Annotated in this window: 26 protein-coding genes; 12 read left to right on the top strand and 14 right to left on the bottom strand. The window is 73.9% G+C overall.

Annotation, left to right across the window (positions count from 1 at the left end):
• Positions 1–10 precede the first annotated feature (10 nt).
• Together ACIGEZ_RS20465 and ACIGEZ_RS20460 are read left to right on the top strand one after the other, a co-directional pair.
• Complete coding sequence (locus ACIGEZ_RS20465; RefSeq protein WP_399832975.1) at positions 11–1,729, top strand: DUF885 domain-containing protein; 1,719 nt, start codon at positions 11–13, stop codon at positions 1,727–1,729.
• Between the two features lie 93 nt (positions 1,730–1,822).
• Positions 1,823–2,272: an Lrp/AsnC family transcriptional regulator gene (locus ACIGEZ_RS20460; protein WP_399832973.1), complete on the top strand. Its 450-nt coding sequence runs from the start codon at positions 1,823–1,825 to the stop codon at positions 2,270–2,272.
• A gap of 45 nt (positions 2,273–2,317) precedes the next feature.
• On the opposite strand, the gene ACIGEZ_RS20455 is transcribed toward ACIGEZ_RS20460, so the two are convergent.
• The 3 genes from ACIGEZ_RS20455 to ACIGEZ_RS20445 all read right to left on the bottom strand — a co-directional run bounded on the left by ACIGEZ_RS20455 (position 2,318) and on the right by ACIGEZ_RS20445 (position 7,224).
• A complete protein-coding gene (locus ACIGEZ_RS20455) occupies positions 2,318–5,353 on the bottom strand; it encodes an AAA family ATPase (RefSeq protein WP_399832971.1) in 3,036 nt (1,011 codons plus the stop codon).
• Positions 5,350–6,519: an exonuclease SbcCD subunit D gene (locus ACIGEZ_RS20450; RefSeq protein WP_399832969.1), complete on the bottom strand. Its 1,170-nt coding sequence runs from the start codon at positions 6,517–6,519 to the stop codon at positions 5,350–5,352. The genes ACIGEZ_RS20455 and ACIGEZ_RS20450 overlap by 4 nt, the downstream gene beginning before the upstream one ends.
• Before the next feature lie 78 nt (positions 6,520–6,597).
• The gene (locus ACIGEZ_RS20445; RefSeq protein WP_399832967.1) at positions 6,598–7,224 is read right to left on the bottom strand and encodes a YigZ family protein; all 627 of its coding nucleotides are present in this window, start codon (positions 7,222–7,224) and stop codon (positions 6,598–6,600) included.
• A gap of 93 nt (positions 7,225–7,317) precedes the next feature.
• On the opposite strand from ACIGEZ_RS20445, the gene ACIGEZ_RS20440 reads away from it, so the two are divergent.
• On the top strand, positions 7,318–7,746 hold the full coding sequence (locus ACIGEZ_RS20440) for a CoA-binding protein (RefSeq protein WP_399832965.1): 429 nt from the start codon (positions 7,318–7,320) through the stop codon (positions 7,744–7,746).
• Between the two features lie 138 nt (positions 7,747–7,884).
• Here the strand turns inward: ACIGEZ_RS20440 and ACIGEZ_RS20435 are convergent, their stop codons facing one another.
• Positions 7,885–8,454 carry a YbaK/EbsC family protein gene (locus tag ACIGEZ_RS20435; protein WP_399832963.1) on the bottom strand — a complete coding sequence of 190 codons (570 nt, stop codon included), beginning with the start codon at positions 8,452–8,454 and terminating at the stop codon, positions 7,885–7,887.
• A 44-nt stretch (positions 8,455–8,498) separates the two neighbouring features.
• The gene (locus ACIGEZ_RS20430) at positions 8,499–9,071 is read right to left on the bottom strand and encodes a helix-turn-helix domain-containing protein (protein WP_399832961.1); all 573 of its coding nucleotides are present in this window, start codon (positions 9,069–9,071) and stop codon (positions 8,499–8,501) included.
• 94 nt (positions 9,072–9,165) lie between these two features.
• On the opposite strand from ACIGEZ_RS20430, the gene ACIGEZ_RS20425 reads away from it, so the two are divergent.
• Complete coding sequence (locus tag ACIGEZ_RS20425; RefSeq protein WP_399832959.1) at positions 9,166–10,035, top strand: EamA family transporter; 870 nt, start codon at positions 9,166–9,168, stop codon at positions 10,033–10,035.
• A gap of 46 nt (positions 10,036–10,081) precedes the next feature.
• On the opposite strand, the gene ACIGEZ_RS20420 is transcribed toward ACIGEZ_RS20425, so the two are convergent.
• On the bottom strand, positions 10,082–10,858 hold the full coding sequence (locus ACIGEZ_RS20420) for an acyltransferase (protein ID WP_399832957.1): 777 nt from the start codon (positions 10,856–10,858) through the stop codon (positions 10,082–10,084).
• A 124-nt stretch (positions 10,859–10,982) separates the two neighbouring features.
• Here ACIGEZ_RS20420 and ACIGEZ_RS20415 point away from each other — a divergent pair, with 124 nt between their 5' ends.
• Positions 10,983–11,528, top strand: coding sequence for a gamma carbonic anhydrase family protein (locus tag ACIGEZ_RS20415; protein WP_399832955.1), 546 nt, complete (start codon positions 10,983–10,985; stop codon positions 11,526–11,528).
• A gap of 20 nt (positions 11,529–11,548) precedes the next feature.
• Here the strand turns inward: ACIGEZ_RS20415 and ACIGEZ_RS20410 are convergent, their stop codons facing one another.
• Positions 11,549–12,184 (bottom strand): DedA family protein, encoded by a 636-nt coding sequence (locus ACIGEZ_RS20410; protein WP_399832953.1) that lies wholly within the window; start codon positions 12,182–12,184, stop codon positions 11,549–11,551.
• A gap of 105 nt (positions 12,185–12,289) precedes the next feature.
• Positions 12,290–12,727, bottom strand: a complete 438-nt coding sequence (locus ACIGEZ_RS20405; protein WP_399833249.1) for a DUF4442 domain-containing protein — start codon at positions 12,725–12,727, stop codon at positions 12,290–12,292.
• 109 nt (positions 12,728–12,836) lie between these two features.
• Between ACIGEZ_RS20405 and ACIGEZ_RS20400 the strand changes: the two genes are divergently transcribed.
• Together ACIGEZ_RS20400 and ACIGEZ_RS20395 are read left to right on the top strand one after the other, a co-directional pair.
• Positions 12,837–13,895 (top strand): hypothetical protein, encoded by a 1,059-nt coding sequence (locus ACIGEZ_RS20400; protein WP_399832951.1) that lies wholly within the window; start codon positions 12,837–12,839, stop codon positions 13,893–13,895.
• A complete protein-coding gene (locus ACIGEZ_RS20395) occupies positions 13,892–15,241 on the top strand; it encodes an MFS transporter (protein WP_399833247.1) in 1,350 nt (449 codons plus the stop codon). Before ACIGEZ_RS20400 ends, ACIGEZ_RS20395 begins: the two co-directional genes overlap by 4 nt.
• Here ACIGEZ_RS20395 and ACIGEZ_RS20390 read toward each other — a convergent pair.
• The 4 genes from ACIGEZ_RS20390 to ACIGEZ_RS20375 all read right to left on the bottom strand — a co-directional run bounded on the left by ACIGEZ_RS20390 (position 15,203) and on the right by ACIGEZ_RS20375 (position 19,124).
• On the bottom strand, positions 15,203–16,048 hold the full coding sequence (locus tag ACIGEZ_RS20390; RefSeq protein ID WP_399832949.1) for a spermidine synthase: 846 nt from the start codon (positions 16,046–16,048) through the stop codon (positions 15,203–15,205). The genes ACIGEZ_RS20395 and ACIGEZ_RS20390 overlap by 39 nt on opposite strands.
• Positions 16,049–16,069: 21 nt before the next feature.
• Positions 16,070–16,927: a patatin-like phospholipase family protein gene (locus ACIGEZ_RS20385; RefSeq protein ID WP_399832947.1), complete on the bottom strand. Its 858-nt coding sequence runs from the start codon at positions 16,925–16,927 to the stop codon at positions 16,070–16,072.
• Positions 16,928–17,008: 81 nt separating this feature from the next.
• Positions 17,009–18,187: an elongation factor Tu gene (gene tuf / locus ACIGEZ_RS20380; protein WP_399832945.1), complete on the bottom strand. Its 1,179-nt coding sequence runs from the start codon at positions 18,185–18,187 to the stop codon at positions 17,009–17,011.
• Positions 18,188–18,425: 238 nt separating this feature from the next.
• Positions 18,426–19,124, bottom strand: a complete 699-nt coding sequence (locus tag ACIGEZ_RS20375; RefSeq protein WP_399832943.1) for a DNA alkylation repair protein — start codon at positions 19,122–19,124, stop codon at positions 18,426–18,428.
• Between the two features lie 105 nt (positions 19,125–19,229).
• Between ACIGEZ_RS20375 and ACIGEZ_RS20370 the strand changes: the two genes are divergently transcribed.
• Positions 19,230–20,012: a TVP38/TMEM64 family protein gene (locus ACIGEZ_RS20370; protein WP_399832941.1), complete on the top strand. Its 783-nt coding sequence runs from the start codon at positions 19,230–19,232 to the stop codon at positions 20,010–20,012.
• Here ACIGEZ_RS20370 and ACIGEZ_RS20365 read toward each other — a convergent pair.
• Positions 19,999–21,069 (bottom strand): endonuclease/exonuclease/phosphatase family protein, encoded by a 1,071-nt coding sequence (locus ACIGEZ_RS20365; protein ID WP_399832939.1) that lies wholly within the window; start codon positions 21,067–21,069, stop codon positions 19,999–20,001. The two genes, ACIGEZ_RS20370 and ACIGEZ_RS20365, sit on opposite strands and share 14 nt — an antisense overlap.
• Before the next feature lie 72 nt (positions 21,070–21,141).
• Here ACIGEZ_RS20365 and ACIGEZ_RS20360 point away from each other — a divergent pair, with 72 nt between their 5' ends.
• Entirely contained in the window at positions 21,142–22,791 is a 1,650-nt protein-coding gene (locus ACIGEZ_RS20360) for a VCBS repeat-containing protein (RefSeq protein ID WP_399832937.1), read from the top strand.
• A 152-nt stretch (positions 22,792–22,943) separates the two neighbouring features.
• Here the strand turns inward: ACIGEZ_RS20360 and ACIGEZ_RS20355 are convergent, their stop codons facing one another.
• Positions 22,944–24,113: a thiolase family protein gene (locus tag ACIGEZ_RS20355; RefSeq protein WP_399832935.1), complete on the bottom strand. Its 1,170-nt coding sequence runs from the start codon at positions 24,111–24,113 to the stop codon at positions 22,944–22,946.
• A gap of 114 nt (positions 24,114–24,227) precedes the next feature.
• Between ACIGEZ_RS20355 and ACIGEZ_RS20350 the strand changes: the two genes are divergently transcribed.
• From ACIGEZ_RS20350 to ACIGEZ_RS20340, 3 genes are all read left to right on the top strand, one after another.
• Positions 24,228–24,689: a winged helix-turn-helix transcriptional regulator gene (locus ACIGEZ_RS20350; protein WP_399832933.1), complete on the top strand. Its 462-nt coding sequence runs from the start codon at positions 24,228–24,230 to the stop codon at positions 24,687–24,689.
• Positions 24,690–24,836: 147 nt separating this feature from the next.
• Positions 24,837–25,712, top strand: a complete 876-nt coding sequence (locus ACIGEZ_RS20345; protein ID WP_399832931.1) for an undecaprenyl-diphosphate phosphatase — start codon at positions 24,837–24,839, stop codon at positions 25,710–25,712.
• Positions 25,713–25,810: 98 nt separating this feature from the next.
• The gene (locus tag ACIGEZ_RS20340; RefSeq protein WP_399832929.1) at positions 25,811–26,257 is read left to right on the top strand and encodes a nuclear transport factor 2 family protein; all 447 of its coding nucleotides are present in this window, start codon (positions 25,811–25,813) and stop codon (positions 26,255–26,257) included.
• The last annotated feature ends 78 nt before the right edge of the window (positions 26,258–26,335 follow it).

Raw genomic sequence — 26,335 nt, 5'->3', positions numbered from 1 at the left:
GATGAGCCTCATGCCAGAGACTTCCAGCAGCCTGCTTCCCCGCCAGGTCGCCGACGAATACGTCGACGCACTCATCGAACTCGACCCGATCACCGGTACCTACCTGGGAGTCAAAGAGAGTTCGGGTCTCCTTCCCGACTTCTCGCCCGCCGGCCAGGAGGCGGTCGCCGACCTCGCCCGCCGCACGCTCGCCCTCCTCGACGAGGCCGAACGGCGCCCAGGCGCCGAGGACGAGGCGGAGCGCCGCTGTGCCCGGCTGCTGCGGGAGCGGCTGGCCGCCCAGCTCCTCGTACACGACGCGGACGAAGGGCTGTGCGTGGTGAGCAATCTCCGCTCGCCCGCGCACAGCGTGCGGATCTCCTTCACCATGCTCCCGACCGACACCGAGGAGGACTGGACGGCGATCGCGAGCCGGCTGCGGGCGGTCCCGGCGGCGCTCGAGGGCTACCGGGCCTCGCTCGCCCTCGGTCTGGAGCGGGGCATGTTCGGCGGGCCGCGCGCCACGGACACCTTCGTCGGTCAGCTCACCGAGTGGGCGGGCGCGGGCGGCGCGGACCGGGACGGCCAGAGCCGCGGCTGGTTCGAGGAGTTCGCCTCGGCCGCCGACGAGTCGGTCCCCAAGGAGCTGCGTACGGAGCTGACGGCCGCGGGCGCGGGCGCCGACCTGGCCGTCGCCGAACTGCGGGACTGGATGCGCGACGTGTACGCGCCTGCCGTCGCGGGTGCCCCCGACACGGTGGGCCGCGAGCGCTACCGCCGCTGGTCGCGCTACTTCAACGGCACCGACCTGGACCTCGACCAGGCGTACGCGTACGGCTGGTCGGAGTACCACCGGCTGCTCGGCGAGATGCGGGGCGAGGCCGAGCGCATCCTGCCCGGCGCGGGCCCCTGGGAGGCGCTGGCCCACCTCGACGAGCACGGCACCCACATCGAGGGCGTGGCCGAGGTCCAGGCCTGGCTGCAGCAGCTGATGGACGAGGCGATCAAGTCGCTCGACGGCACCCACTTCGAACTCGCCGAGCGGGTACGGCGGGTGGAGTCCCGGATCGCGCCGCCCGGCAGCGCCGCCGCGCCGTATTACACCGGCCCGTCCGAGGACTTCACGCGCCCCGGCCGCACCTGGCTGCCGGTGGACGGGCAGACGCGCTTCCCGGTGTACGACCTGGTGTCGACCTGGTATCACGAGGGCGTGCCGGGCCACCACCTGCAGATCGCCCAGTGGGCGCACGTGGCCGACCGGCTCTCCCGCTACCAGGCCACGATCGGCAAGGTCAGTGCCAACTCCGAGGGCTGGGCGCTGTACGCGGAGCGCCTGATGGACGAGCTCGGCTTCCTCGCCGACGCGGAGCAGCGGCTCGGCTATCTGGACGGCCAGATGATGCGGGCCTGCCGGGTCATCGTCGACATCGGCATGCACCTGGCCCTGGAGATCCCGGCGGACTCGCCCTTCCACCCCGGCGAGCGGTGGACCCCGGAGCTGGCGCAGGAGTTCTTCCAGCGGCATTCCAGCCGGCCGCCGGCCTTCGTGGAGAGCGAGATGACCCGCTATCTGTCGATGCCCGGCCAAGCCATCGGCTACAAGCTGGGCGAGCGTGCCTGGCTGCTGGGCCGGGCCAACGCGCAGGCGGCGCACGGCGACGCCTTCGACGCGAAGTCCTGGCACATGGCCGCGCTGTCGCAGGGACCGCTGGGTCTGGACGACCTGGTGGACGAGCTCTCCCGGCTCTGAGGGCGAGATCCGGGCGTCCGGCACCGGTCCGGACGGTGAGAAGTCCCCGGGGGTCACTTGAACTCCCGGGGATTTTTCTGCAAGGTCACGCCCATGACCAGCGGATACATCCCGGACGCCACGGACTGGCGGATTCTCGAGGCCCTCCAGACCCAGGGCCGGGCCAGCTTCGCCGAGCTCGCCCGGGCGGTGGCCATGTCGGCCTCGGCCGTGACCGAGCGCGTACGGCGTCTCGAGGAGGCCGGAGTGATCGCCGGGTACACGGCGGTCGTGGACCAGGAGCGGCTCGGCCTGCCGATCCTCGCCTTCGTCCGGCTGCGCTACCCGAACGGCAACTACAAGCCCTTCCACGACCTCGTCGCGAACACGCCGGAGGTCCTCGAGGCGCACCACGTGACCGGCGACGACTGCTTCGTCCTGAAGGTGGCCGCCCGCTCCATGAAGCACCTGGAGGAGATCTCCGGGAAGGTCGGCACACTCGGCTCGGTGACCACCAGCGTGGTGTACTCCTCGCCGCTCCCCCGGCGCCCGATCAGCCGCTGAGCGGCGCGGCCGGCGGTTCCTGATCAGCGTGATCAGCGCCGCCCGTCAGCCGCCGAGCGCGTCCCCGCCGGCGCGGAGCCGCACCGCGGAGCCGTCCCGCGCCTTGACGACCTCCAGCTGGACCGGGATCCGGCGGCGCAGGTCGCCGACGTGGCTGACGATGCCGACGCTGCGGTCGCGTTCGCGGAGGGAGTCGAGGACGTCGAGCACCTCGTCGAGCGTCTGGTCGTCCAGGCTGCCGAAGCCCTCGTCGATGAAGAGGGTGTCGAGCCGGACCCCGCCCGCCTCGTCGGTGACGACGTCGGCGAGGCCGAGGGCGAGCGCGAGCGAGGCGAAGAAGGTCTCGCCGCCGGAGAGGGTCGATGTGTCCCGCTCGTTGCCGGTCCAGGCGTCGACCACGTGCAGGCCGAGGCCCGCGCGCCGGCCGCCGCTGCGGGCGTCGGAGTGGACCAGGGTGTAGCGGCCGGAGGACATCCGCTGGAGGCGGGCGGTGGCGGCGGCCGCGACCTGTTCCAGGCGGGCGGCCAGGACGTACGACTCCAGGCGCATCTTGCGCTCGTTGTCCGCGGAGGTGCCCGCGGTGAGCCCGGCGAGCCGCGCGACCCGCTCGTACTCCTCGCGCAGCGGGCCGAGGCGGCGGACTTCGGCGTCGGCCTGCCGGGAGAGCCGGTCCAGTTCGGTGCCCCGGTCCCGTACGGCGGCGAGCGCGGCGGCGGCCTCGCGCAGCGCCCGCTCGGCGGCCGTGTGCGCGGTCTCGGCGGCGGCGGGGTCGGCGGGTGGGAGTGCGGCGGCGGCCGCGGTGGCGGGTTCGGCGAGCCGGTCGGCGACGGCGGCGGCCTCGGCCTGCCAGGCGTCGACCCGCTGCTGGAGCCCGCGGCGGGTGGGCTCGTCGAGCAGGGCCGCGGCGGCTTCGGCGGGGGTGTCGAACCCGGCCCTGAAGGCGGCGCCGGCGAGCCGGTCGTCGGCCTCCTTCAGCCCGCGGGCGGTGGCCTCGGCGGCCCGTACGGCCTCGGCGGCCTCCGTCAGGAGGGCGATCCGCCGCTCCAGGAGCGTGGCGTGCGCGGCGACGCTGCCCGACTCGCCCCGGGTGAGCGCCAGTTCGGCCTCCAGTGCGGCCTGCTGCTGTTCCAGCGCCTCGCGCCGCGAGGTCCGGGCGGCGACCCGCGTCTCGGCCGCCCGCTGGGCGGCGACCCGCTCCTCGTACTCGCGCTCGGCCCGTGCGAGCGCCTCCCGCGCGGCATGCGTCTGCGCGGCGAGCGCGTGCGCTTCTGCGTGCTCGCGGCCCAGTTCGTCGACGACGCGCCCGAGCTCGGCGACGGTGGGCTCGGCGTCCTGCGCCGTGCCCTCCAGAGCCTCCTTGCGGGCCGCCTCCCAGGCCTCCGTCGTCGCGGCGACGGCGGTCTCGGCAGCGGTGCGGGCCTCGTCGGTGTGGGTGTAGGCGGCGTACGCGCTGTCCTCGGCGGCGCGGTCCACGTGGTCGGCGGTGGCGCGTGCCGGGGCCGGGTGGGTGGCGGAGCCGCAGACCTGGCAGGGGGCGCCGGGTTCGAGGGCGGCGGCGAGTTCCGCCGCGATGCCCTGGAGGCGGCGGGACTTGATGTCGAGCCAGCTCTCGTGGGCCGCGTTGCGCCGCTCGCGGGCGCCGCTGAGCCGGTCACGGGCGGCGGCGAGGTCCTCGGCAAGGCCGTCGCGGCGGCGAGCCGCGGCGAGCCGGCGGCGGGCCGGTTCGAGGCGTCCCGCGAGGTGTTCGGCGCGGGCGGTGGCCTCCTGGGCGGCCTCGACGCGCTGCCTGAGTCCGGCGCGGTGCGGCTCCCAGCCGGCCAGCCAGGAGGCGGCGTCCTGGAGGAAGTCCTCGTCGGCGCGGGCCTCGCGCTCCAGGGCGGCCCGCTCGGCGGCGATCCCGGCGCTGCGCTGCTCGGCGCGGCGGGCGGACTCCAGGCCGCCCAGCTCCTCGCGGAGCCGGCGTTCGAGAGCGGAGAGCTGGTCCGCGCCCGCCTCGGCGAGGTCGGGCGGCAGGACGGCCCGGGCGCGGTCGCGGTCGGCGCCGGCCGTGCGGTGGGCGCGCTCGGCGTCCTCGCGCAGACCGAGCGCGGGGGCTACTCGGTCGGCCTTGAGGGAGCGGTCCAGGGTGGCCTGCCACTCGTCGCGCTGCGGGCGCCGGGCGGTCAGCTCCTCGCGGCGGCGGAGCGCCTCGGCGTGCCGGGTCTGCCGGTCGGCGAGCTCGCGGGCGGCCTCGAGCGCCTCGCGGGCGGCGGCCTGGCGCTGCTCGGCGGCGGCAAGGCGCAGGCCCGCGATGTCGAGGGCCTCGCGGGCCTCGCTTCGGGCGAGGGCGGCGCGGGTCTGTACGGCCTCGGCGAGCCCGGGTTCACCGGGGCGCTCCTCGATGGCGGCGCCCCAGGCGGCCGAGGCTCCGGCGGCCTGGGCCATCCGGTGGGCGAGGGCGAGCAGCCGCTCGTCGCCCTCGCGGACCTGGTGCTCGGCCGCCCTGCGCAGCTCGGCGAGGCGGTCCTCGACGGCCGCGAAGCGGCGGGTGTCGAAGAGCCGGCCGAGGAGCTTGCCGCGGGCCTCGGCGTCGGCGCGCAGGAAGCGGGCGAAGTCGCCCTGGGGCAGCAGGACGACCTGGCAGAACTGGTCGCGGCTCATCCCGAGGAGCTGGGTGATCTCCTCGCCGATCTCCTGGTGGGAGCGGCTGAGCCCCTGCCAGGTGCCGGCCTCGGGGTCGTACTCCCGCAGCCAGGTCTGGGCCTTCTCCGTGGTGAAGCCGGTGCCCCGGAGTTTGGGCCGCTGCTGGGCGGGGCGGCGGGTGATCTCCAGGCGCCGCTCCCCCACGGTGAGTTCGAGAGTGACCTCGGTGGACGTGCCGGTGGGCGCGTGGTCGCTGCGCAGGGTGGCGCCGGGGGTCTGGCGGGCTCCGGGGACGGCGCCGTACAGGGCGAAGCAGACGGCGTCGAGGACGGAGGTCTTGCCGGCGCCGGTGGGTCCGTGGAGCAGGAAGAGCCCGGCCGAGGACAGGGCGTCGAAGTCGATCTCCTGGGTGGTGCCGAAGGGCCCGAAGGCGGTGACGGCGAGGCGGTGGAGTCTCACCTGCCCACCTCCCGCTCGGCGGTGTCGACCCGTACGTCGTCGAACGCGCCGTACAGGACCGTCCGTTCGGCGCCGTCGGGTCCTGCGCCGCCGCGGACGTGGGCCACGAAGTCCTCCGCGATCTGCTGGTCGCTGCGGTCCCGCAGCCGCCGGGCGTAGGAGACGAGCGGATCGCCCTCGGTGCGCTCGGGGTCGAAGACCAGATGGAGGGTGTGCGGGAAGCGTTCGGCGAGTCGGGCCATGGGTTCGGCGGGCCGTACGGGGTCGGTGAGGGTGGCCTCGACCCAGGACTCCTCGTGGCGGGCGAGCGCGGGGTCGGCCAGGAGGTCGTCGAGCCGTCCCCTGATCCGGGCGAGCGGCCGCGGCACGGGGCAGTCGACGCGCTCGGCGGTCCCGATCGCGCCGTCCGGTCCGAGCTCGATCAGCCACATGGTCTTGCGGTGGTCGGCTTCGGAGAAGGAGTAGGCGAGCGGCGAGCCGGAGTAGCGGACGCGGGGGGTGAGGGTCTGGCTGCCGTGGAGGTGGCCGAGGGCCACGTAGTCGACGCCGTCGAAGACTCCGGCGGGGACGGCGGCGACGCCTCCGACGGTGATGTCGCGCTCGCTGTCGCTTGCCTCGCCGCCGGCGACGAAGGCGTGGGCGAGGACGACGGAGCGGGTGCCCTCGGGGCGGGTGGCGAGGTCGGCGCGGACCCGGTCCATGGCGGCGCCGAGCACGGCCTCGTGACCGGCCTTCTCGGCGCCGAACTGCTCGCGGACCAGGGCGGGTTCGAGGTACGGCAGGCCGTAGAGCGCCACGTCGCCGTGGGCGTCGGCGAGGACGACGGGGGTGCCGACGCCGGCCGGGTCGGTGCGCAGGTGGATCCCGGCGCGCCCGATGAGGCCCGCGCCCACGCCGAGGCGCCGGGCCGAGTCGTGGTTGCCGGAGATCATGACGGTGGGCACGCCGGCCTCGGCGAGCCGGTGCAGGGCGGTGTCGAAGAGCTCGACGGCGGTGAGCGGCGGCACGGCCCGGTCGTAGACGTCGCCTGCCACCAGGACGGCGTCCACGGCGTGCTCGCGGACCGTCGCCACGAGGTGGTCGAGGAACGCGGCCTGGGCGTCGAGCAGGGCGACCCGGTGGAACGACCGCCCCAGGTGCCAGTCCGACGTGTGCAGAAGCCTCATGATCCGAGAGGGTATCGGTGGGGTACGACAGCGGCGGCCGCCTCAGGCACGGCCCGGCCCGGCCGCTCGTGGGCCGCCTCACCCGTCCCCGTATGCCTCGCCGCCCAGTTCGAAGCCCGCCTCGCCCGCGGTGGCGTCGGCGAGCCAGGCCGTGAAGTCCGTCACGTCGGCGTCGGGCAGCCCGATCTCGATGGTGACGGCGGCCCCGTAGGTGACCTCGCGCACGGTCCGGCCGGTGGCGCGCAGGTCGTTCTGGAGCTTGCCGGCGCGCTGGTGGTCGACGGTGACGGTGGCGAGCCGGTAGCGGCGGCGGGTGACGGTGCCCAGCGCGTCGAGGGCCTCGCCGACGACTCCCCCGTACGCGCGGATGAGGCCGCCCGCGCCGAGCTTCACGCCCCCGTAGTAGCGGGTGACGACGGCGGCGACGTAGCGCATCTCGCGGCGCAGCAGCATCTGCAGCATGGGGACGCCGGCGGTGCCGCCGGGCTCGCCGTCGTCGGAGGCCTTCTGTACGGAGGCGTCCGCGCCGACGACGTACGCGAAGCAGTTGTGGCTCGCCGTCGGGTGCTCGCGGCGGATCCGGGCGACGAAGTCCTGCGCCTCCTGCTCGGTGGCGACGGGCGCCAGCGCGCAGATGAAGCGCGAGCGGTTGATCTCGGACTCGTGGACGCCCTCGCCGGCGAGCGTGCGGTACTGCTCCTGCATCCCGTCAGCCTATGCGCCCGGCCGGAGGGAATCCGCCCGGGCCTCGGCACGTTCTGCACGGTGACGAGCCGATGACACGGAGGGCAGCTTCAGATGAGCGTCGACAGCACGACCACGGAGTCCGAGTCGGAGACGATTCGCCGGATCCTCACCGCCACGGGCGACACCTGGGCGATCGTGGGTCTCTCCACCAACCGCTCCCGCGCCGCCTACGGCGTGGCCGAGGTGCTGCAGCGCTTCGGCAAGCGCGTGGTGCCGGTGCACCCGAAGGCGGAGACGGTGCACGGGGAGCAGGGGTACGCGTCCCTGGCGGACGTCCCGTTCCCGGTGGACGTGGTGGACGTGTTCGTGAACAGCGAGCTCGCGGGGCCGGTCGCGGACGAGGCGGTCGCGATCGGCGCGAAGGCGGTGTGGTTCCAGCTCGGCGTGATCGACGAGGCCGCCTGCGCGCGGACGCGCGAAGCGGGCCTCGACATGGTCATGGACCGCTGCCCGGCCATCGAGATCCCGCGACTCGGCTGACCCCCGCGCCTCGGCTGACCCCCGCGCCTCGGCCGGCCCCGGCGACTCGGCCGGCCCTCGCGGCCCGGCCGGCCCTCGCGGCCCGGCCGGCCCTCGCGGCCCGGCCGGCCCCGGCGGCGCTCACGCGCCGTCCGGGGCTCAGCCCGCGTCGGAGGCGATCCCCAGTCCTTCCAGGACGACCGCGCCGGGTAGCTGGGCGAAGGCCTTGCCCGGCACGATGAGCTTGCCGCGCCGGCGACCGCTGCCGACCAGCACCCACTCGGTGTCGACGACGGTGGCGTCGACGAGGACCGGCCAGCTCCCGGGCAGGCCGATGGGGGTGATGCCGCCGTACTCCATGCCGGTGTCGCCGGTCGCCGTGTCCATCGGGGCGAAGCGCACCTTGCGGGAGCCGAGCCGCTTGCGGACGGCGCCGTTGACGTCGACCCGGGTCGCCGAGCGGACCACGCAGGCAGCGAGGGTCGTGGTCTCGCCGCGCTTGCCCGCCACGATCACGCAGTTCGCGGACTCGTCGAGCAGCCGCTGCCCGTAGTGCTCGATGAAGACGGCCGTGTCGGCGATGGCCGGGTCGGTGTCGACGTAGAGGAGCTGGTCCGCGGGCACGGCCCCCTGCCAGGCGCGGACGGCCGCGGCGACCGGCTCGGTGAGCAGGTCGAGGCAGTCGGGGGCGGGCCGGGCGTCGTCGAAGTCTCCGATGGGTGCGCGCATGCCCGACACGCTAACAAGGGTCTCCCGGTGCGGGGTTGACCGTCTCAGCGTACGGGCGGGATGGACACGGCCATCGTCATCTCGACCGTCTCCTCGCCCTCGTTGCGGTAGGCGTGCGGCACGTTCGCCTCGAAGACGGCGGAGGTCCCGGCCGCCAGGAGGTGGTCCTCGCCGTCCACGACGAGGGTCAGCGTCCCGGCTGTGACGTGGAGGAGCTCGGTGGTGCCGTCGGGGTGCGGGTCGGAGGCGGTGCCGTCGCCCGGCATCAGGGTCCAGGACCAGAGCTCCAGGGGACCGCGGGCCTCGGTGCCGACGAGCAGCGTGGTGTGGCTCCCGGTGGAGGTCGACCACATGCGTACGGCCTGGCCGGGCGGGACGAGGCGGACCTGGGGGCCCTGCTCGTAGTCGAGGAGGGTGGTGATCGAGACGCCGAGCGCGTCGGCCAGCTTGACCGTGGTGCCGACGCTCGGGTTGGTGCGGGCCTGCTCGATCTGGATGATCATGCCGCGGCTGACGCCGGCCCGGGCGGCGAGCGCGTCCAGCGTGAAGCCGCGTTCGTTGCGCCAGCGCTTCAGGTTGCGGGCGAGCGACTGCGTGAGCTGATCGAGGTCCGACACATTCCGTCCAATATTTTGAATGACAGAGTTCAACAGACTGTACTACCGTGTGGTGCACCCGATTGTTCACTGAACTGTACTGCGAGGATCTGCGATGACGGCCCTGTTCGCCCTGGCCACCAGCCTGCTCTGGGGCCTCGCCGACTTCGGCGGCGGGCTGCTGACCCGGCGCTTCCCGGCGCTGACCGTCGTGGTGGTCTCCCAGACCCTCGCCGTCCTCGTCCTCGGCACCGTCGTCGCCGCCACGGGCGCCTGGAGCGAGGCCGGACCCCAGCTCTGGTACGCGGTCGCGGCCGGCGCGGTGGGCCCCGCGGCCATGCTCTGCTTCTACAAGGCGCTCGCCCTCGGCCCGATGGGCGTGGTCTCGCCGCTCGGCTCCCTCGGCGTCGTCGTCCCCGTCTCGGTCGGCCTGCTGGTCGGCGACCGGCCGGGACTGCTCCAGTTCGCCGGGATCGCGGTCGCCGTCCTCGGCGTGGTCCTCGCGGGCGGCCCCGAGCTGCGCGGCGCGCCGGTGCAGCGGCAGGCCGTCCTGCTCACCCTCGTCGCGGCCTTCGGCTTCGGCGCGGTGATGGCCCTGATCTCCGAGGCCTCCACCACCCTCACCGGTCTGTTCCTCGCCCTCTTCGTACAGCGCGTCACCAACGTGGCCGTGGGCAGCGGCGCGCTGTGGCTCTCCGTGAAGCGCGGCGGCCGGGCACTGCCCGAGGGCGGCGGCGGACTGCGCGCGGTGGCGGTCGCGATCCCGGCGCTCGCCTTCGTGGGCCTCGCGGACGTCGCCGCCAACGGCACGTACGCGCTCGCCGCCCAGCGCGGCCCCGTCACGATCGCCGCGGTCCTGGCCAGCCTCTACCCGGTGGTGACGGCGCTCGCCGCCCGCGGTGTCCTGAAGGAACGGCTGCGCGCGGTGCAGGCGGCGGGCGCGGGGCTCGCCCTGGTGGGCACGGTCCTGCTGGCCACGGGCTGACGGTGTTCGGCGGCGCCTGAGCGCCGTCCGGCCGGGAGCCCGCCCCTCAGCTCTCCAGCTCCGCCAGGCCGTTCAGGTCCTTCAGGTCCTCGGCCGACAGCTCCGCGAGCGCCGCGAGCTGCGCCGGCGTCACCCCGGCGGGTATCGCGCGCGGGGCCGGCGTGCGCAGCGGCGGCTGCCAGCCCTTCTCGGGGTCGTACGAACGGACCACCCGCGCCGGCGCCCCCGCCACCACCGAGTGGTCGGGCACCTCCCCCCGTACGACCGCCCCGGCGGCCACCACGACATTGCGGCCGATCCGGGCGCCGGGCAGGATCACCGCGCCCGTGCCCAGCCAGCAGCCGGGGCCGATGACGACCGGCTCGGAGCGGGGCCACTGGCGGCCGACCGGTACGTCGGGGTCGTCGTAACTGTGGTTGGTCGAGGTGATGTAGACGTACGGCCCGCAGTAGGTGTCGGAGCCGATGGTGATGGGCGCGTCGGCGATCACGTGGCTGCCGCGGCCGAGGACGACCCCGTCGCCGAGGGTCAGCACGGTGTCCTGACCCAGGTCGAGGTCCGGCAGCATCCCGGCGGTCAGCGTGACCTGCTCCGCGATGATGCAGCAGGCGCCGATCTCGATCCAGCGTTCGCCGAAGACCGTGCCCTGGGGGAAGGCCAGCCGGGTGCCCTCGCCGAGCCGCCGGAAGCGCAGCCGGCCCGGGTGCTCGGCGGTGACGGCGCCGGCCTCCTGGATCCGCCGCCAGCCGCCCTGCAGGGCGCGGGCGACGACGCGGCGGCGCCAGGCGGTCAGCGATGAGAACGTGTTTCTGTTCCGGGGCACCCGGACACCGTAGTCGGCGGCGTCGTCGCTGATCAGTGCGGTGCGCTGTGATGTCCGTCATGGGCCGCGGCTACGCTTCGCCGCGAGGCGCGACCGAAGAAGCGAGCGAGCAGGAGAGCAGACGATGACGCAGGGGTCAGAGGTGTCAGGGGCGTTGATCAAGGCCGTGGGCGGCAAGGAGCCGCGGGTCGACCCGACGGCCTTCACGGCGCCGACCTCGGTGGTCCTCGGCGAGGTCACCCTCGGGGCGCGCGCCAGCATCTGGTACCACGCGGTGCTGCGGGCGGACTGCGGCCCCATCGAGGTCGGCGAGGAGGCGAACGTCCAGGACAACTGCACGGTGCACGTCGACCCGGGCTATCCGGTGTCGATCGGCGCACGGGTGACGATCGGCCACAACGCGACCGTCCACGGCTGCACGATCGAGGACGACGTGCTGGTCGGCATGGGCGCCACGATCCTCAACGGCGCCCGGATCGGGGCCGGGTCGCTGGTCGCCGCGCAGGCGCTCGTCCCGCAGGGGATGGAGGTGCCGCCCGGCTCGCTGGTCGCGGGGGTGCCGGCCAAGGTGCGGCGTCCGCTGACCGAGGAGGAGCGGGCGGGCATCCGGCTCAACGCCGAGATGTACCTGCACCTCGCCAAGGGCCACGCGGAGGCCTTCGGGGACTGAGCGGCCCACCCCCGAAGGACCTACTCGGCGGCGGCCGTCACCTCGGCCGTGGCCGCGGCCTTCTTGGCCCGGTTCTTGATGATCAGCATCGAGGCGAGGCCGACGAGGACCGCGGCCACGAGGCCGAGCCACGAGAAGCGCTTGAGCCAGGCCTCGGCGACGATGCCCACCGAGTAGATGACGGCCGTGGTGCCGCCCGCCCACAGGATGCCGCCGAAGACATTGGCGATGAGGAACTTCCAGTACGGCATGCGCAGCACGCCCGCGAGCGGGCCGGCGAAGATCCGCAGCAGGGCCACGAAGCGGCCGAAGAAGACCGCCCACATGCCCCACTTCTCGAAGGAGCGCTCGGCGACGCCGATGTTGGCGTCGCTGAAGTGCTTGGGGAATCTCCTGCCGAGCCTGGTCAGCAGTGGCCGGCCGCCCTTGCGGCCGATCGCGTAGCCGATCGAGTCGCCGATGATCGCGCCGAGGGTGGCGCAGGCGCCGAGGACGTACGGGTTGATCTCGCCGTGCTGCGAGGCGAGCAGCGCCGAGCTGACGAGCACGATCTCGCCGGGCAGCGGGATGCCCAGGCTCTCCAGGCCGATCACCACCCCGACCAGCGCGTAGACGGCGACCGCCGGGATCGTCTCCAGCCACTCCTGGACGTGCATGGGTTCCTCTCCCGTAGCGGCGACCGAACCCCGGCAGCCTACCCGGTCACGGCGAACCGGCCGTGACCGCACGAGGTCCGCGCGGCCACGGGGAGCCGGAACGCGTCAGGAGTTCGGGCGCAGGGTCCAGACCACCGTCATCTCGCCGGTGACGGCGCCGTCCTCGCGGGTGATGTCGATGTGCACGGGGAACTCGGGGCGCTCGCCCGCGTCGAGCTCGGCGACGACCTCGGCGGCCGGGCGGCCCAGGGTCGCGGTCGCGGTGACGACGCCCATGGCGAGCTTCTTGTAGCCGATCTCGGCCTTGACGGCGAGCGGCACGGCGCGGCTCAGCTGGTCGCCGAAGGCCGCGAGGACGATCGCGCCGCTGGCCGACTCGGCGAGGGTGAACATGGCGCCGGCGTGCGGGCCGCCCACGTGGTTGTGGTACGCGGCCTGGTCCGGCAGGCGCACGACGGCGCGCTCGGCGGTGGTCTCCAGGAACTCCAGGTCGAGGGTCCGGGCCATGGGCACCGTGGCGGCGAGCATCTCGCCGACGGTCATCTGGTCTGCGCTCATGGGCCGTGATGTTACCCGTGGGTAGCACTCTTCGCCATCCCCGCACGGGGGCGGCCGTAGCCTGACCACCGCCGCACCTCTATCGTTACTGGCCATGTGGCCAGGACAGCAGCCGCCCGGGGGCGAGCAGAACCCGCAGGACCAGAGTCAGAACCCGTACGCGCAGGGGGGATACGGACAGCCGAACCCCTACACGCAGCCGGGGTACCAGCAGCAGCCGACCCAGCCCGCCTACGGGCAGCCGAACCCGCAGTACCAGCAGCCGAACCCGTACCAGCAGCCGACCGTGCCGCAGTACGCGGTGCCCGGCCCGCCGCAGCCGGGCGGCGGTGACGGCGGGAAGAAGAAGCAGACCACCGTGGTGGCGATCGTGGCCGCCGTGGCCGTACTCGCCGCGGCCGGCGTCGCCGGCTATCTGGTCCTCGGCAAGGACGACGGCAAGAAGGACCAGGCCGACGACCCGAAGCCGACGACGACGGCCTCCTCGGCGCCCGCCACCTCCCCGGCGCCGCCGCTGGACAACCCGCGCGACAGCGCCGGCCAGCAGCCGACGATCCCGGGCTGGAAGGTCGTCTACAACCCCAAGTACGGCACGCTGTTCGACGTGCCGCCCGAGTGGGAGGTGTCGAAGACCGGCACCATCACCTACTTCGAGGACGAGAAGAAGGGCGACGGCTCCCCCGTCGTCACCATGTCCTCGCCCGCCCGCTTCAAGAGCAAGTGGTGCACGTACGACACCGACAAGAACGGCACCGAGGAGACCTGGGGCCTGAGCACCGCGGCCACCAAGGGCGGCCAGGGCGCCAAGAACACCGACGAGGCGGCCTTCAACGAGGCCGGCAACTGGGTGTGGGCGGGCTACGCCCAGCACATGCCCAAGGGCACCATCAAGATCACCAAGGCCGTGCCGTACACCACCAAGTCCGGCCTCAAGGGCAGCATGGCCACCGCCACCGCCCCCGGCATCAAGAAGCGCAACAAGTGCGAGTCGGACGGCAAGTCCGTCGCCTTCTCCTTCAAGAACGCCAAGGGCGACTTCTCCTCCTTCGTGCTGTACGCCGCCGCCGGCGTCAAGGAAGAGCTGCCCAACGCCACCGTCCAGCAGATCCTCTCCACCGTGCGGCTCGCCCCGGGGACCCCGGAGTCGTCCTGAACCGCGCCCGCATACCCGGCTGGGCCGGGCGGAACTACCTGCTGCTGACCGCCGCCGCGATCGTCACCAACCTGGGCACCCACGGCGCCCTGATCGCGGCGGCGTTCGCCGTCATCCAGTCCGGTGGCGACGGCGGGGACGTCGGCCTGGTCGCGATGGCCCGCACCCTGCCCCTGGTGCTGTTCCTGCTCGTCGGGGGAGCCATCGCCGACCGGGTGCCCCGGCACCGGGTCATGGTCGCCGCCAACGCCCTCAACTGCGTCTCGCAGGCGGTCTTCGCCGTCCTCGTCCTCACCGGCGAGGCCCGGCTGTGGCACATGATGCTGCTCACCGCCCTGTGCGGCACCGGGCAGGCCTTCTTCAGCCCGGCCGCCGAGGGCATGCTGATGTCCAGCGTCAGCGGTGAGCAGGCCGGCCGCGCCTTCGCCCTCTTCCGGATGGCGATGAACGGCGCCGGCATCGGCGGGGCCGCGCTCGGCGGCGCGATGATCGCCGCCATGGGGCCTGGCTGGGTGCTCGCCGTCGACGCGGCCGCGTTCGCCCTCGCGGGCGCGCTGCGGGCCTTCCTCGACGTACGGCACATCCCCGAACGCGCGCCCGGCGGCGGCCTGCTGGCCGATCTGCGCGAGGGCTGGGACGAGTTCGCGAGCCGCCCCTGGCTGTGGTCGATCGTCGCCCAGTTCGCCATCGTGGTGGCGTTGGTGGGCGCGGCGGAATCGGTGTACGGGCCGCTGGTCGCCCGTGACGAGCTGGGCGGCGCCCGGCCCTGGGGGCTCGCGCTCGCCGCGTTCGGCGTCGGAACGCTGACCGGTGCGGTGCTGATGATGCGGTGGAAGCCGCGCCGGCTGCTGCTCGTCGGGACCCTGTGCGTGTTCCCGATCGCCCTGCCCTCGGCGGCGCTCGCGGTCCCGCTCGACGTGGTCGGGCTCTCGGCCGCGATGTTCGTCAGCGGGGTGGCGATCGAGGTGTTCGGCGTCTCCTGGATGACGGCGCTGCACCAGGAGATCCCGGAGGAGAAGCTGTCCCGGGTCGCCGCCTACGACTGGTTCGGCTCGACGGCGATGCTGCCGCTGTCCACCGCGCTGGCCGGCCCCGCGGAGGACCTCTTCGGCCGCAGCAACGCGCTGTGGGGCTCCGCGACGCTGATCGTGCTGGTGACGGCGCTGGTGCTGCTCGTGCCGGACGTACGCAACCTGACCCGCCGTACGAAGCAGGTGGCGGGCACCGCGGAGGCGGCAGATCCGAGCTCGGAGGACGCCGCGGCGGACCCCTCGGCCGACGCCTCAGCCGACGCCTCAGCCGACGCCTCAGCCGACGCCGAAGGCACCGTCCGGGGGCACGGGTGACGGGACGGCGCCGTCGTCCCGTACCGGCCGCGCGTCACCGGTGAACCGGGCCAGCGCCTCGCCCCACTCCACGCGCGCCGGGAAGACGTCCGCGGCCGTCCGGCGCGCCAGCGGTACGGGGTCGATCTCCCGGTCGGAGGCGACGAGCACCGCGTTGCCGAAGCGCCGGCCACGCAGCACGGCGGGCTCGGCGATCAGCGCGAGCTCGGGGAAGACGGCCGCGAAGGTGGCCAGTTGCGAGCGGAGGAAGCCGAACGGCGCCCCGTCGGCCAGGTTCGCCGCATAGGTCCCGCCCGGCCGCAGCACCCGCCGCGCCTGCCGGGCGTACTCCACGGACGTGAGGTGGGCCGGCACCCGCGAGCCGCCGAACACGTCGGCGACCAGCAGGTCCGCGGACGCGTCCGGCGCGGCCTCCAGCCACGCGCGGGCGTCCGCCCCGTGCACCGCGATCCCGGCACCCTCCGGCACCGGCAGGTGCTCGGCGACCAGGGCGAGCAGGCCCCTGTCCGCCTCGGCGACGTCCTGCCGGGAGCCGGGCCGGGTGGCGGCGACGTACCGGGGCAGGGTGAGCGCCCCGCCGCCCAGGTGCAGGACGTCCAGCGGGGCGCCCTCGTCGGCGGCGAGGTCGACGACGTGGGCGAGCCGCTGGGCGTACTCGAACTCCAGGTGCGTCGGATCGTCGAGGTCGACGTACGACTGGGGCGCGCCGTCGACCGTGAGCAGCCAGCCCCGTTCGGTGTCCACGTCGGGCATGAGCCGCGCCGTGCCCCAGTCGACGTCGCGGATGACGGGAATCTGCTCGTTCACTCCCTCATTGTGCCCACAGCCTCATTGTGCCCACAGCGCGGCTACGGCCTCGGCGTGGGTCGCGGCCTGGGCCCGCCCGGCCCGGGCGGCGGGGGCGCGGCGGCCCGGGTCGAGCGGGTTACGGCCGAAGGCCCGCCTGGCCTCGGCGTCGGGTGTGATGACCTCGACCCGCGCGCCCGCGGCGGCGAGGGCGGCGCCCTGCCGGGCCGGGGAGAGGATCACCTTGTTGCCGGCGGCACTCGGGGCGATGACGACGACCCGCTCGTAACCGGCCGCGAGGTGGGCGTTGGCGGTGGAGTGCACGCCGCCGTCGATCCAGGTCCGTCCGGCGAGCGGGACGGGCGGCCACACGCCGGGGATGGCGCAGCCGGCGGTGAGGGCGTCGGCGAGGGACACGCCGGCGGACGCGTCGAAGGCGGTGAGTTCGCCGCTCTCCGCGTCGACGGCGGTGAGCAGCACCCGCCGCTCGGGCCACTCGACGGCGGGCCCGAGCCGGCCCGCGACGACCGCACGCCGGGTGGCGAGGTCGACGGTCCGTGCGGCGGTGGCGAGACGGCCGAGCTTGCGCCCGTACGCCTCCGGGGTGCGCGAGCCGAGCACGGCGACGGCGTACCTCAGGATCGCGCCGGGGCCGAGACGGGCGGGGAGCTCGCCGACGGGGTCGGCCAGCTGGCTCTCGTAGAGCTCGTCCAGGGCGAACATGCCGGAGGCTATCTGGGCGGCGACGACCGCGCCCGCCGAGCTGCCGACGACCAGATCGGCGTCGGTCAGATCCGTCCCCGTCTCGGCCAGGCCCTTCAGGACCCCGATCTCCCACCCCGCTCCGGTCAGCCCGCCCGCGCCCAGTACCAGTGCCGTACGCCTCTGAGTGTCCGTCATGACCCGAGTCTGGCGCAGGGCTTGGGGCCCGCGTCCCGCGGGGTGCGGAACGCGGGCCTCCACGCTTGCGTGCGTGAGCGGTCAGTGGACCTCGGTCACCGTGCCGGCGCCGACCGTGCGGCCGCCCTCCCGGATCGCGAAGCCGAGGCCGGGCTCCAGCGGCACCTCGCGGCCGAGCTCGACGGTCATGGTGACCGTCTCGCCGGGCCGGGCGACGGGCCGCTCGCCGAGGTCGACGGCGCCGACGACGTCCGCGGTGCGGAGGTAGAACTGCGGCCGGTAGCCGGTGGTCACGGGGGTGCTGCGACCGCCCTCGCGGGCGGACAGCACGTACACCCGCGCGGTGAAGCGGCGGCGCGGCGCGACACTGCCGGGCGCTGCCACGACGTGGCCGCGGCGGACCTCGCCGCGCGGCACCCCGCGAAGGAGGAGTGCCACGTTGTCGCCGGCCTGGGCCGACTCCATCGGCTTGCCGAAGGTCTCGACCCCGGTCACGACGGTCTCGGTGCCGGTGCCGAGCACCTCGACGCGGTCGCCGACCCGGACGGTGCCGCGCTCGACGGCGCCGGTGACGACGGTGCCGCGCCCGGTGATGGTCAGGACGTTCTCGACCGGCATCAGGAACGGCGCCTCCACGTACCGCTCGGGCACCGGCACGTAGGTGTCCACCGCGTCGAGCAGCGCCTCGACGGACGCCGTCCAGCGCGGGTCGCCCGCCAGGGCCCGCAGGCCTGAGACCCGGACCACGGGCACGGCGTCCCCGCCGTAGCCGTGCGCGGTGAGCAGCTCCCGCACCTCCAGCTCGACCAGGTCGGTCAGCTCGTCGTCGCCGCCGTCCGCCTTGTTGAGCGCGACGACGATGTGGTCGACGCCGACCTGCCGGGCGAGGAGGACGTGCTCGGCGGTCTGCGGCATGATCCCGTCCAGCGCGGAGACGACCAGGATCGCCCCGTCGAGCTGGGCGGCTCCGGTGACCATGTTCTTGATGTAGTCGGCGTGCCCGGGCATGTCGACATGGGCGTAGTGGCGGGTCTCGGTCTCGTACTCGACGTGCGCGACGTTGATGGTGATGCCGCGCCGCGCCTCCTCGGGGGCGCGGTCGATCCGGTCGAAGGGGACGTACGTGGTGGGGCCGCCGGCGGCCCGCTCGCTGAGGACCTTGGTGATGGCGGCGGTGAGGGTGGTCTTGCCGTGGTCGACGTGGCCCATGGTGCCGATGTTGAGGTGCGGCTTGGTGCGTGCGTATGCCTGCTTGGGCATGGCTGAATCGCTCGTTTCGGTACTCGAAGCATGTGTGGGGACCCCGGGGCCGGACCGACCCTCCCCCTGTGGGGTCCGCCGGTCGGTCCGGGGAGGGTCAGCTTCGGTCGCCGCCGAGCGTCAGGACGGCAGCCTCCGGCGCGTCCGCGACTGCGGACGGCGCTGCGGGGAAGGCGTACCGGGACATGCCCCGATCATGTCCGCCCGGGGCGTCCTCGTCGAGCGAATTTCGGTGCGGTCAGAGGTTCTTGAGGGCCTCGCGCACGGAGAGCGGGGAGAGGCGGGAGGTGTGCGCGGTGACGAAGGCGCGCACCTCGTCGGGGTCGGTCCTGGCGTATTCGCGCAGGCTCCAGCCGATGGCCTTGCGGATGAAGAAGTCCGGGTGCCCGGAGCGGAGCAGGCAGTAGGAGAAGAGGCGTCCGGTGTCGGTGGCGGCCTTGAAGCGGAGCTGGTGCAGGAGGGCGGTGCGGGCCGGCCACAGGTCGTCGTCGGCGATCCACTCGTCCATGCGGGCGGCGAGCGCGGGGTCGGCGGCGACGAGGCCGCCCACGACGTGCGCGGCGAGGTGGTCGACGGTGTCCCACCAGGAGACGGTGGTGACGAGGGTGCGGGCCACCGGCAGGAAGGCGGAGGAGCAGCGCTTCACGTGGCGGCGCAGGTAGTCGACGGCGAAGTAGTGGTACTCGCGCTCGGGCAGGGCGAAGCAGCGCAGGGCGATCGCGGTGCAGTCGGCCTCGTCGGGGGCGGGGGTGCCGTCCAGGACGGTACGGGACAGGGTGCGGCGCTCGGGGGTGCGCAGGCCGAGGAAGGGGGCGACGCCCTTCATGTACGCGACCATCTCCTGGGCGCGGAACGGGTCGCCGGCGGCGGGGTAGACCTCCGTGAGCCGGGCGAGCACGGTGTCGGCGAGGGCGCTGCCGGGCACCGGGATGGTCATTTCCCCACTCTAGGGGGTGTCTCGTCGATCAGGCCGGATCAGGGGGGGCGGCGGCCGTGACGGACATGACGGCGATCACATCAGCGTGTCGGTTACTCTCCCCGGGTGTCCCACCCCGTGCCCGTACGCCGCTCCCGTGCGCTCCTGTCGCCACGGGCCCGGCTGACGTATCTCGCCGTGATCCTGCTGACCGCGGGGTCGTCGGTGCTGCTCTTCGAGCCGCAGCGGCTGCTCTCGGCGGGCTGGCCGCCGCAGCTGAGCGGGGCGGGCGCGGTGGTGGTCTTCGGCCTCGCGTACGGGGTGTGCACGGCCGCCCTGGTGCCGCGGCCGATCCTGAACCTGGCGGCGGGCGCCCTCTTCGGCACCCAGGCCGGCTTCGCCGCGGCCCTCGGCGGCACCGTACTCGGCGCGGGCATCGCCTTCGCGCTCGGCCGCGCCCTGGGCCGGGACGCGCTGCGCCCCTATGTGCGGGGCCGCTGGCTGACGGCGGCGGACGTGCAGCTGAACCGGCACGGCTTCCGCTCGATGCTGGCGATCCGCCTGTTCCCGGGAATGCCGTTCGCGGTGGCCAACTACGGCGCCGCGGTGTCCCGGATGAAGTACGTCCCGTTCCTCGTGGCGACCGGACTCGGCTCGATCCCGAACACGGTGGCGTACGTGGTCGCCGGCAGCCAGGCCACCTCGCCCACCTCCCCCGCCTTCCTGGTCGCGACGGGCTTCATCGTGCTGTCGGTGGCCGCCGCCGCGGTGGTGGGCTGGCGCAAGCGGCACCGGCTGCGCGGGGTGGCCAGGACCGCCGCGGAGCCGGACGCCGTGCCGGAGTGCGAGCCTGCGACGGCGGGCGCCGCGGTCGGGGCCGGTGCGCCCGCCGGGATCAGCCGGTCGTGACCGGCACCGTGCCCAGCACGGGAAGGTGGTCCGACCAGGCCGCGAGCGCCGGGTCGCTCAGGACCTGGCAGGAGCTGAAGGAGCTCTTGGAGAACAGGTAGTCGTACTTGCGGTCGGTGCGCAGGTCCTGGTCCGTGTCGTCCCACATGGTGCCCGACCCCTTGCGCGCGGTTCCGCTCGCGCCCTGCTCGCACTCGCGGTACTTCCCGTACAGCGGGGCGAGGATGTTCCTGTCGGCGCCGACGCTCGGGTCGTCCGGCGGGCGGCTGTTGAAGTCGCCGCCGAACACGGTGTCGTGGCCGTCCCCGACGAGCTCGCCGAGCCGCTGCACCTGCTCGGCGCGGTACGAGAAGCCGGCACGGGAGTCCAGGTCCTCGCTCTGCGGGGTGAGGTGGCTGGTGCAGAACCGGACCGGTGCGGAACCCGCGCGGCGCACGCAGAGCGCCTTCAGGAAGAGTCCGGCCTTCGGCGAGTGCAGCTCGAACTCCTCCGGCTCGCCGGTCTCGCCCTTCACCGCGACCGCGATCCCCTGCACGCCCACCAGGAGCGGTCCGCGGCAGCGGAAGTCGGAGGTGGCCTGCGGGTTCTGGTAGCGGGGCGGGTAGGAGGGGGCGACCGAGGGGGCGACCGGCACCGAGCCGCCGAAGCGGCTCTCGGCGGGGCGGGTGTACGGCAGGAACGCGACGCTCCAGCCCTCGCCCAGCTTCCCGTCCACCAGGGTCACGAGGCTCGTGCTTGCCTTCTTGCTGCCGTCGTAGGCCACGTCGTTCTTGGCCTCTTCCCCGCAGACCTCCTGCAGGAAGACGGCATCGGCGTTCTGGCTCGCCGCGAGGTTCGCGATCCGGACCGCCTGCTGCTCCGCCTGGTCCTGGGCCCGGCAGCTGCCGCTCTCGCCGCAGACGTTCCAGGTCAGCACCCGCACGCTGCTGGTGGTGGCGCCCACGGTCGGCCCCTGCGCGGATTCCTGGCCGGCGGAGTCCCGCACGGCGGCTCCCGCGTACACGAGCCCGGCGACGGCCACGGCCGCCAGCACGGAGCCGAGTCGACGACGTACCACTTTCCCTCCCCGTCCCCCATTGGTCATCCGGAGTATAGAGTCACCCGCGAACAAGTGATCGAAGGGGGAACCGTGGCAGGACGGATGGGGGCCGGCCGCCGGGACCGGTGGGCGATGGCGCTGGTCGTGGCGGTGGCGGTGAGCACCGCGGTGCTGCCGGAATCCGCCGGCGCGACGGTCACGCAGCGGACCCGCGGCACGGACCTGAACGGCGACGGCGCCGCCGACGTCGTCGTGGCCTCGTCCGCTCGCCTGACCCGCTGGGCCGACGGCGCCGTGGGCGCGGCGGACCTGGGCGGATCCGTCTACCTCCTGCCCGGCGGCGCGGCCGGCGCGCGCCCCGTCACCGCCCTGGTCGGCCAGGACAGCTCGCCGACCGTGCCCGGGAGCTCCGAGCTCGGTGACACCTTCGGCCAGTCGGTCGCCACCGGCGACTTCGACAACGACGGCAAGGCCGACGTCGCCTTCGGCAATCCCCACGAGGCCGTCGGCGACCTGGCCGACGCCGGGGCGGTCACCGTCCAGTACGGCCAGAGCGCCGCCCCCTACCTGGGCGCGGGACGCGGCGGACTCACCTGGATCGACCAGAACACCCAGGACGTCCCCGGCGACAACGAGCCCGCCGACCAGTTCGGCACGAGCCTGATCACCGGCTACTTCAACGACGACTCCTACGCCGACCTCGCGATCGGCGCCCCTGGCGAGGCCGTCGGCACCGCGTTCGAGGCAGGCCGGGTGACCGTCCTGTACGGCGGCCCCAGCGGCCTCACCCCGACCGGCGCCCAGACCTTCGACGGCACGGTGGCCGGCGCGGCCGAGCCCTTCGACCACTTCGGCGCCTCGCTGGCCGCGGCCGACCTGCGCGGCGACGGCCACGACGACCTGGCCGTGCTGGCCTCCGGCGAGGCCCTCGGTGGCGTCGACGCCGCCTGGGGCGCCGCCATCGTCCTGGCCGGCGGCACCGGCGGACTGAGCGCCACCGCCCCCGCGGTGGTCAACGTCGAGGACACCGGTACGTCCGGTCATGTACGCACCCTGGTCGCCGGCCGCTTCCACGGCTCCGCCTACGCCGACCTCGCCCTCTTCGCCGACCAGCACCGCGGCGCCCCGGCCCGCTCGGGAGCGGTCGTCGTGGCGCCCGGCGGCTCGACCGGCATCGGCGGCAGCCCCGTCGTCCCCCTGGCCGGCCCCTCGCCTGCGTACGCGGACGCGTACTGGGGCGGGGCGCTCGCCGCGGGCGACGTCAACGGCGACGGTCGCGACGAACTCGCCGTCGGCGCCCTGCGCGGCGCGGGCGGCACGGGCAGCGTGACCGTGTTCACCGGCGACCCGGCGGGCCTCACCGCCCGGCCGAGCGCCACCTTCACCGAGGACTCGGCGCCGCTCGCGGCCACCGCCAAGCCGGGCGAGGGCTTCGGCTACGCCGTCGCCCTGCAGGACCACACCGGCGACGGCCGGGCCGAACTCCTGGTGAGCGCGCCCTGGGAGGACGACACGGCCCCCGTGGCCCGTACCTCCACGACCGGCTCTGCTCTGTTCGAACTCGGCCTGACCGTCCCGGTGTCCGGCCCGCCCGCCCTCACCTCGGCTCTGGCGGTGCGCGGCTCGGCTCCGTCCGCCTTCGGGCCGGGCGGGGTGGGCCTGGCGGGCGGCGTGACCGCCCTCACGGAGAACGGCATCGAGCCGTCCCCGTGGCTGGACCGTCTGCCGCCGCTCGGTTAGGCGTCCGTCCGGACCTCTCCGCGGGCGTCTGTCAGACCTCGCCGCGGGCGCCTGTCAGACCTCGCCGCGGGCGTCTGTCAGACCTCCGTGCGGGCGTCTCGCCGGACGTCTGCGCGGGTGTCTCGCCGGATCTCTCCGCGGCGGACCCGCCGTCACATCGCTTCGATGATCATCGCGTTGGCGAGACCGCCCGCCTCGCACATGGCCTGGAGCCCGTAGCGCGCGCCGCGGGCGTGCAGGCCGTGGATCAGGGTGGTGGTCAGACGGGTGCCGCTGGCGCCGAGGGGGTGGCCGAGGGCGATGGCACCGCCGTGGACGTTGACCCTGTCGGGGTCGGCGCCGGTCTCCTGCTGCCAGGCGAGGACGACGCTCGCGAAGGCCTCGTTGATCTCGAAGAGGTCGATGTCGCCGAGGCCGAGCCCGGCCCGCCGGAGCACCTTCTCGGTGGCGGGGATGACCCCGGTCAGCATGAGCAGCGGGTCGGAGCCGGTGACGGCGAAGGAGTGCAGCCGGGCGAGCGGGCGCAGGCCCAGGCTGCGGGCGGTCTCCGCGGCCATGACGAGCACGGCGGAGGCGCCGTCGTTGATGGGGCTGCTGTTGCCCGCGGTGACCGACCAGTCGATCTGCGGGAAGCGCTCGGCGAAGCCGGGGTCCTCGAAGGAGGGCCGGAGCCCGGCCAGGATCTCGGTGGTCGTCGTGGGCCGCACCGACTCGTCGCGCCGCACGTCCCCGTACGGGACGACCTCGGCGTCGAAGTGACCGGCCGCCCAGCTGCGCGCGGCCCTGGCGTGCGAGGCGGCGGCGAACTCGTCCATGGCCTCGCGGCCGATCGACCACTTGGCGGCGATGAGCTCGGCGCTGATGCCCTGCGGGACCAGGCCCTCCGGGTAGCGTGCCGCGACGCCGGGGCCGAAGGGGTCGGCGCCGGGCGGCACGTTGGACCACATCGGGACGCGGCTCATGGACTCGACCCCGCAGGCCACGACGATGTCGTACGCGCCGGACATGACGCCCTGGGCGGCGAAGTGCACGGCCTGCTGCGAGGACCCGCACTGGCGGTCGACGGTCGTGGCGGGCACGGTCTCGGGCAGGCCGGCGCCCAGCCAGGCGTAGCGGGTGGTGTTCATGGCCTGCTCGCCGACCTGGTCGACGGTGCCGCCGATGACGTCGTCGACGAGGGCGGGGTCGATGCCGCTGCGGTCGATCAGGGCGCGCAGGGTGTGGGAGAGCAGGGCGACGGGGTGGACGTCGGCGAGGGCTCCGCCGGGCTTGCCCTTCCCTATCGGTGAACGGACGGCTTCGACGATGACGGCGTCACGCATGACTGGCTCCCGAGGGATACAGGGTTGGAAAACTGGACCGACACTCACCGGTAACATAGCCCAGTAAGTTGGATTCTCAAACCCTCCCCTGCCGATCTGCCTTAGTCTTGGCTCATGAAGGCCGCCCCCCGCCCCTGCTCCATCGCCGACACCCTCGCCCTGGTCGGCGAGAAGTACTCCCTCCTCGTGCTGCGCGAGGTCTCCCTCGGCGTCCGCCGCTTCGACCGGATCGCACGCAACACGGGCGCGCCGCGCGACATCCTGACCGCCCGCCTCAAGCGGCTCGTCGAGGCCGGGATCCTGGAGAAGGTCGAGTACAGCGAGCGGCCCAGGCGCTACGAGTACCGGGCCACCCAGGCCGGCGAGGAACTGCAGCCCGTCCTGGTCACGCTGATGGCCTGGGGCGACCGCCACCTCAACGAGGGCAGCCGGCCCGTGCTTCTGGAGCACCGCTGCGGCGAGGTGCTGAGCCCGCGGGTGATCTGCGCGAGCTGCGGGGACGAGGCGGACGCGGCGAGCCTCAAGGCCCACGTACAGGCACCCGGCTGGACGACGACGGGGCCCGCGGAGGGCTGAGCCCGGTCGCCCGACGAGCCCGCCCGGCTGCCCGGAGACCTGCGCGAAGGGCACCCGTAACCCTGCGAACAGGCCCGTCACCTCGGGAGGGTACGCTGCGCAGCGACCTTCTGACGGCACACGTACATACGGGACGGCCCAGGCTCCATGAGTTGGTTCGAATCATTCATCCTCGGACTCGTCCAGGGGCTGACGGAGTTCCTTCCCATCTCCTCCAGCGCGCATCTGCGGCTGACCGCCGCTTTCGCCGGCTGGGAGGACCCCGGCGCCGCCTTCACCGCCATCACCCAGATCGGCACCGAGACGGCGGTCCTCATCTACTTCCGCAAGGACATCGCGCGGATCGTCTCCGCCTGGTTCCGCTCGCTCTTCGACAAGGCGATGCGCTCCGACCACGACGCCCAGATGGGCTGGCTGGTCATCGTCGGCTCGATCCCGATCGGTGTCCTCGGCATCACGCTCAAGGACCAGATCGAGGGCCCGTTCCGCGATCTGCGGCTGATCGCCACCACCCTCATCGTGATGGGCATCGTGCTCGGCATCGCCGACCGGCTCGCCGCCCGCGACGAGATCGGCGGCCGGCACCGCGCGATCCGCGAGCGCAAGACGCTCAAGGACCTCGGCGTGCGCGACGGCCTGATCTACGGCGTCTGCCAGGCGATGGCCCTGATCCCGGGCGTCTCACGCTCCGGCGCCACCATCTCCGGCGGACTGCTCATGGGCTACACCCGCGAGGCCGCCGCCCGCTACTCCTTCCTGCTCGCCATCCCGGCGGTGCTCGCCTCCGGCGCGTTCGAGCTGAAGGACGCCGGCGACGGGGGCCATGTGTCCTGGGGCCCGACGATCTTCGCCACGATCATCGCCTTCGGCGTGGGCTACGCGGTGATCGCCTGGTTCATGAAGTTCATCACCACCAAGAGCTTCATGCCCTTCGTGATCTACCGGATCGCCCTCGGCATCCTGCTCTTCATCCTGGTCGGCACGGACGTCCTCAGCCCGCACGCCGGCGAGTCCGCCGGCTGATCCCGGCTTCCGGCTTCCTGAGGTCCGGGGCACAGGAAGCACGACGCGCCGCCCGCACGCCTCTTGGCCCCCGGCCCGCTCTGCCGGAGACTGATCCGATGACGCAGCGCGTGGATCTCGCGACCGTGATGGACCGGCTGGCCATCGACGACCTGATCACCGGCTACGCGGCGGCCGTGGACGACTCCGACTGGACCGCGTACCGCGCGCTGTTCACGCCGGACGGCCGCGCCGACTACCGCGGCTCCGGCGGCATCGAGGGCCCGGCCGCCGAGGTCGCCGACTGGCTCGCGGAGACGATGCTGCTGTTCCCCGTACGCCAGCACCTGATCGTCAACCGGCGGGTGCGCATCCAGGACCTCGGGGGCTACCCCGGCGACGCCGCGACCGTGCGCGCCGACTACGTGAACCCGATGCGGTTCGAGTCGGGCGGGGACTTCGTGTGCGGCGGCCGCTACACCTTCACCCTGCGCCGCGCGGACTTCGGCTGGCTCCTGGGCTCGGTCGTCGTCGAGGAGAAGTGGCGCCGGATGGACACGCCCTAGCCAGGGGGGTCTCCGAGGGCGAGCCGTGATCCGCCGGACACGCCCTCGGGCGCCGCATGCGAGGAGCGCCGGCCCCGC

Origin of the sequence: Streptomyces sp. NPDC085481 (assembly GCF_044541845.1) — a bacterium.
Taxonomy (GTDB): Bacteria; Actinomycetota; Actinomycetes; order Streptomycetales; family Streptomycetaceae; genus Streptomyces.
Note: the sequence above shows the minus strand (reverse complement) of the source record. Positions and strands in the feature narration are given on the sequence as shown.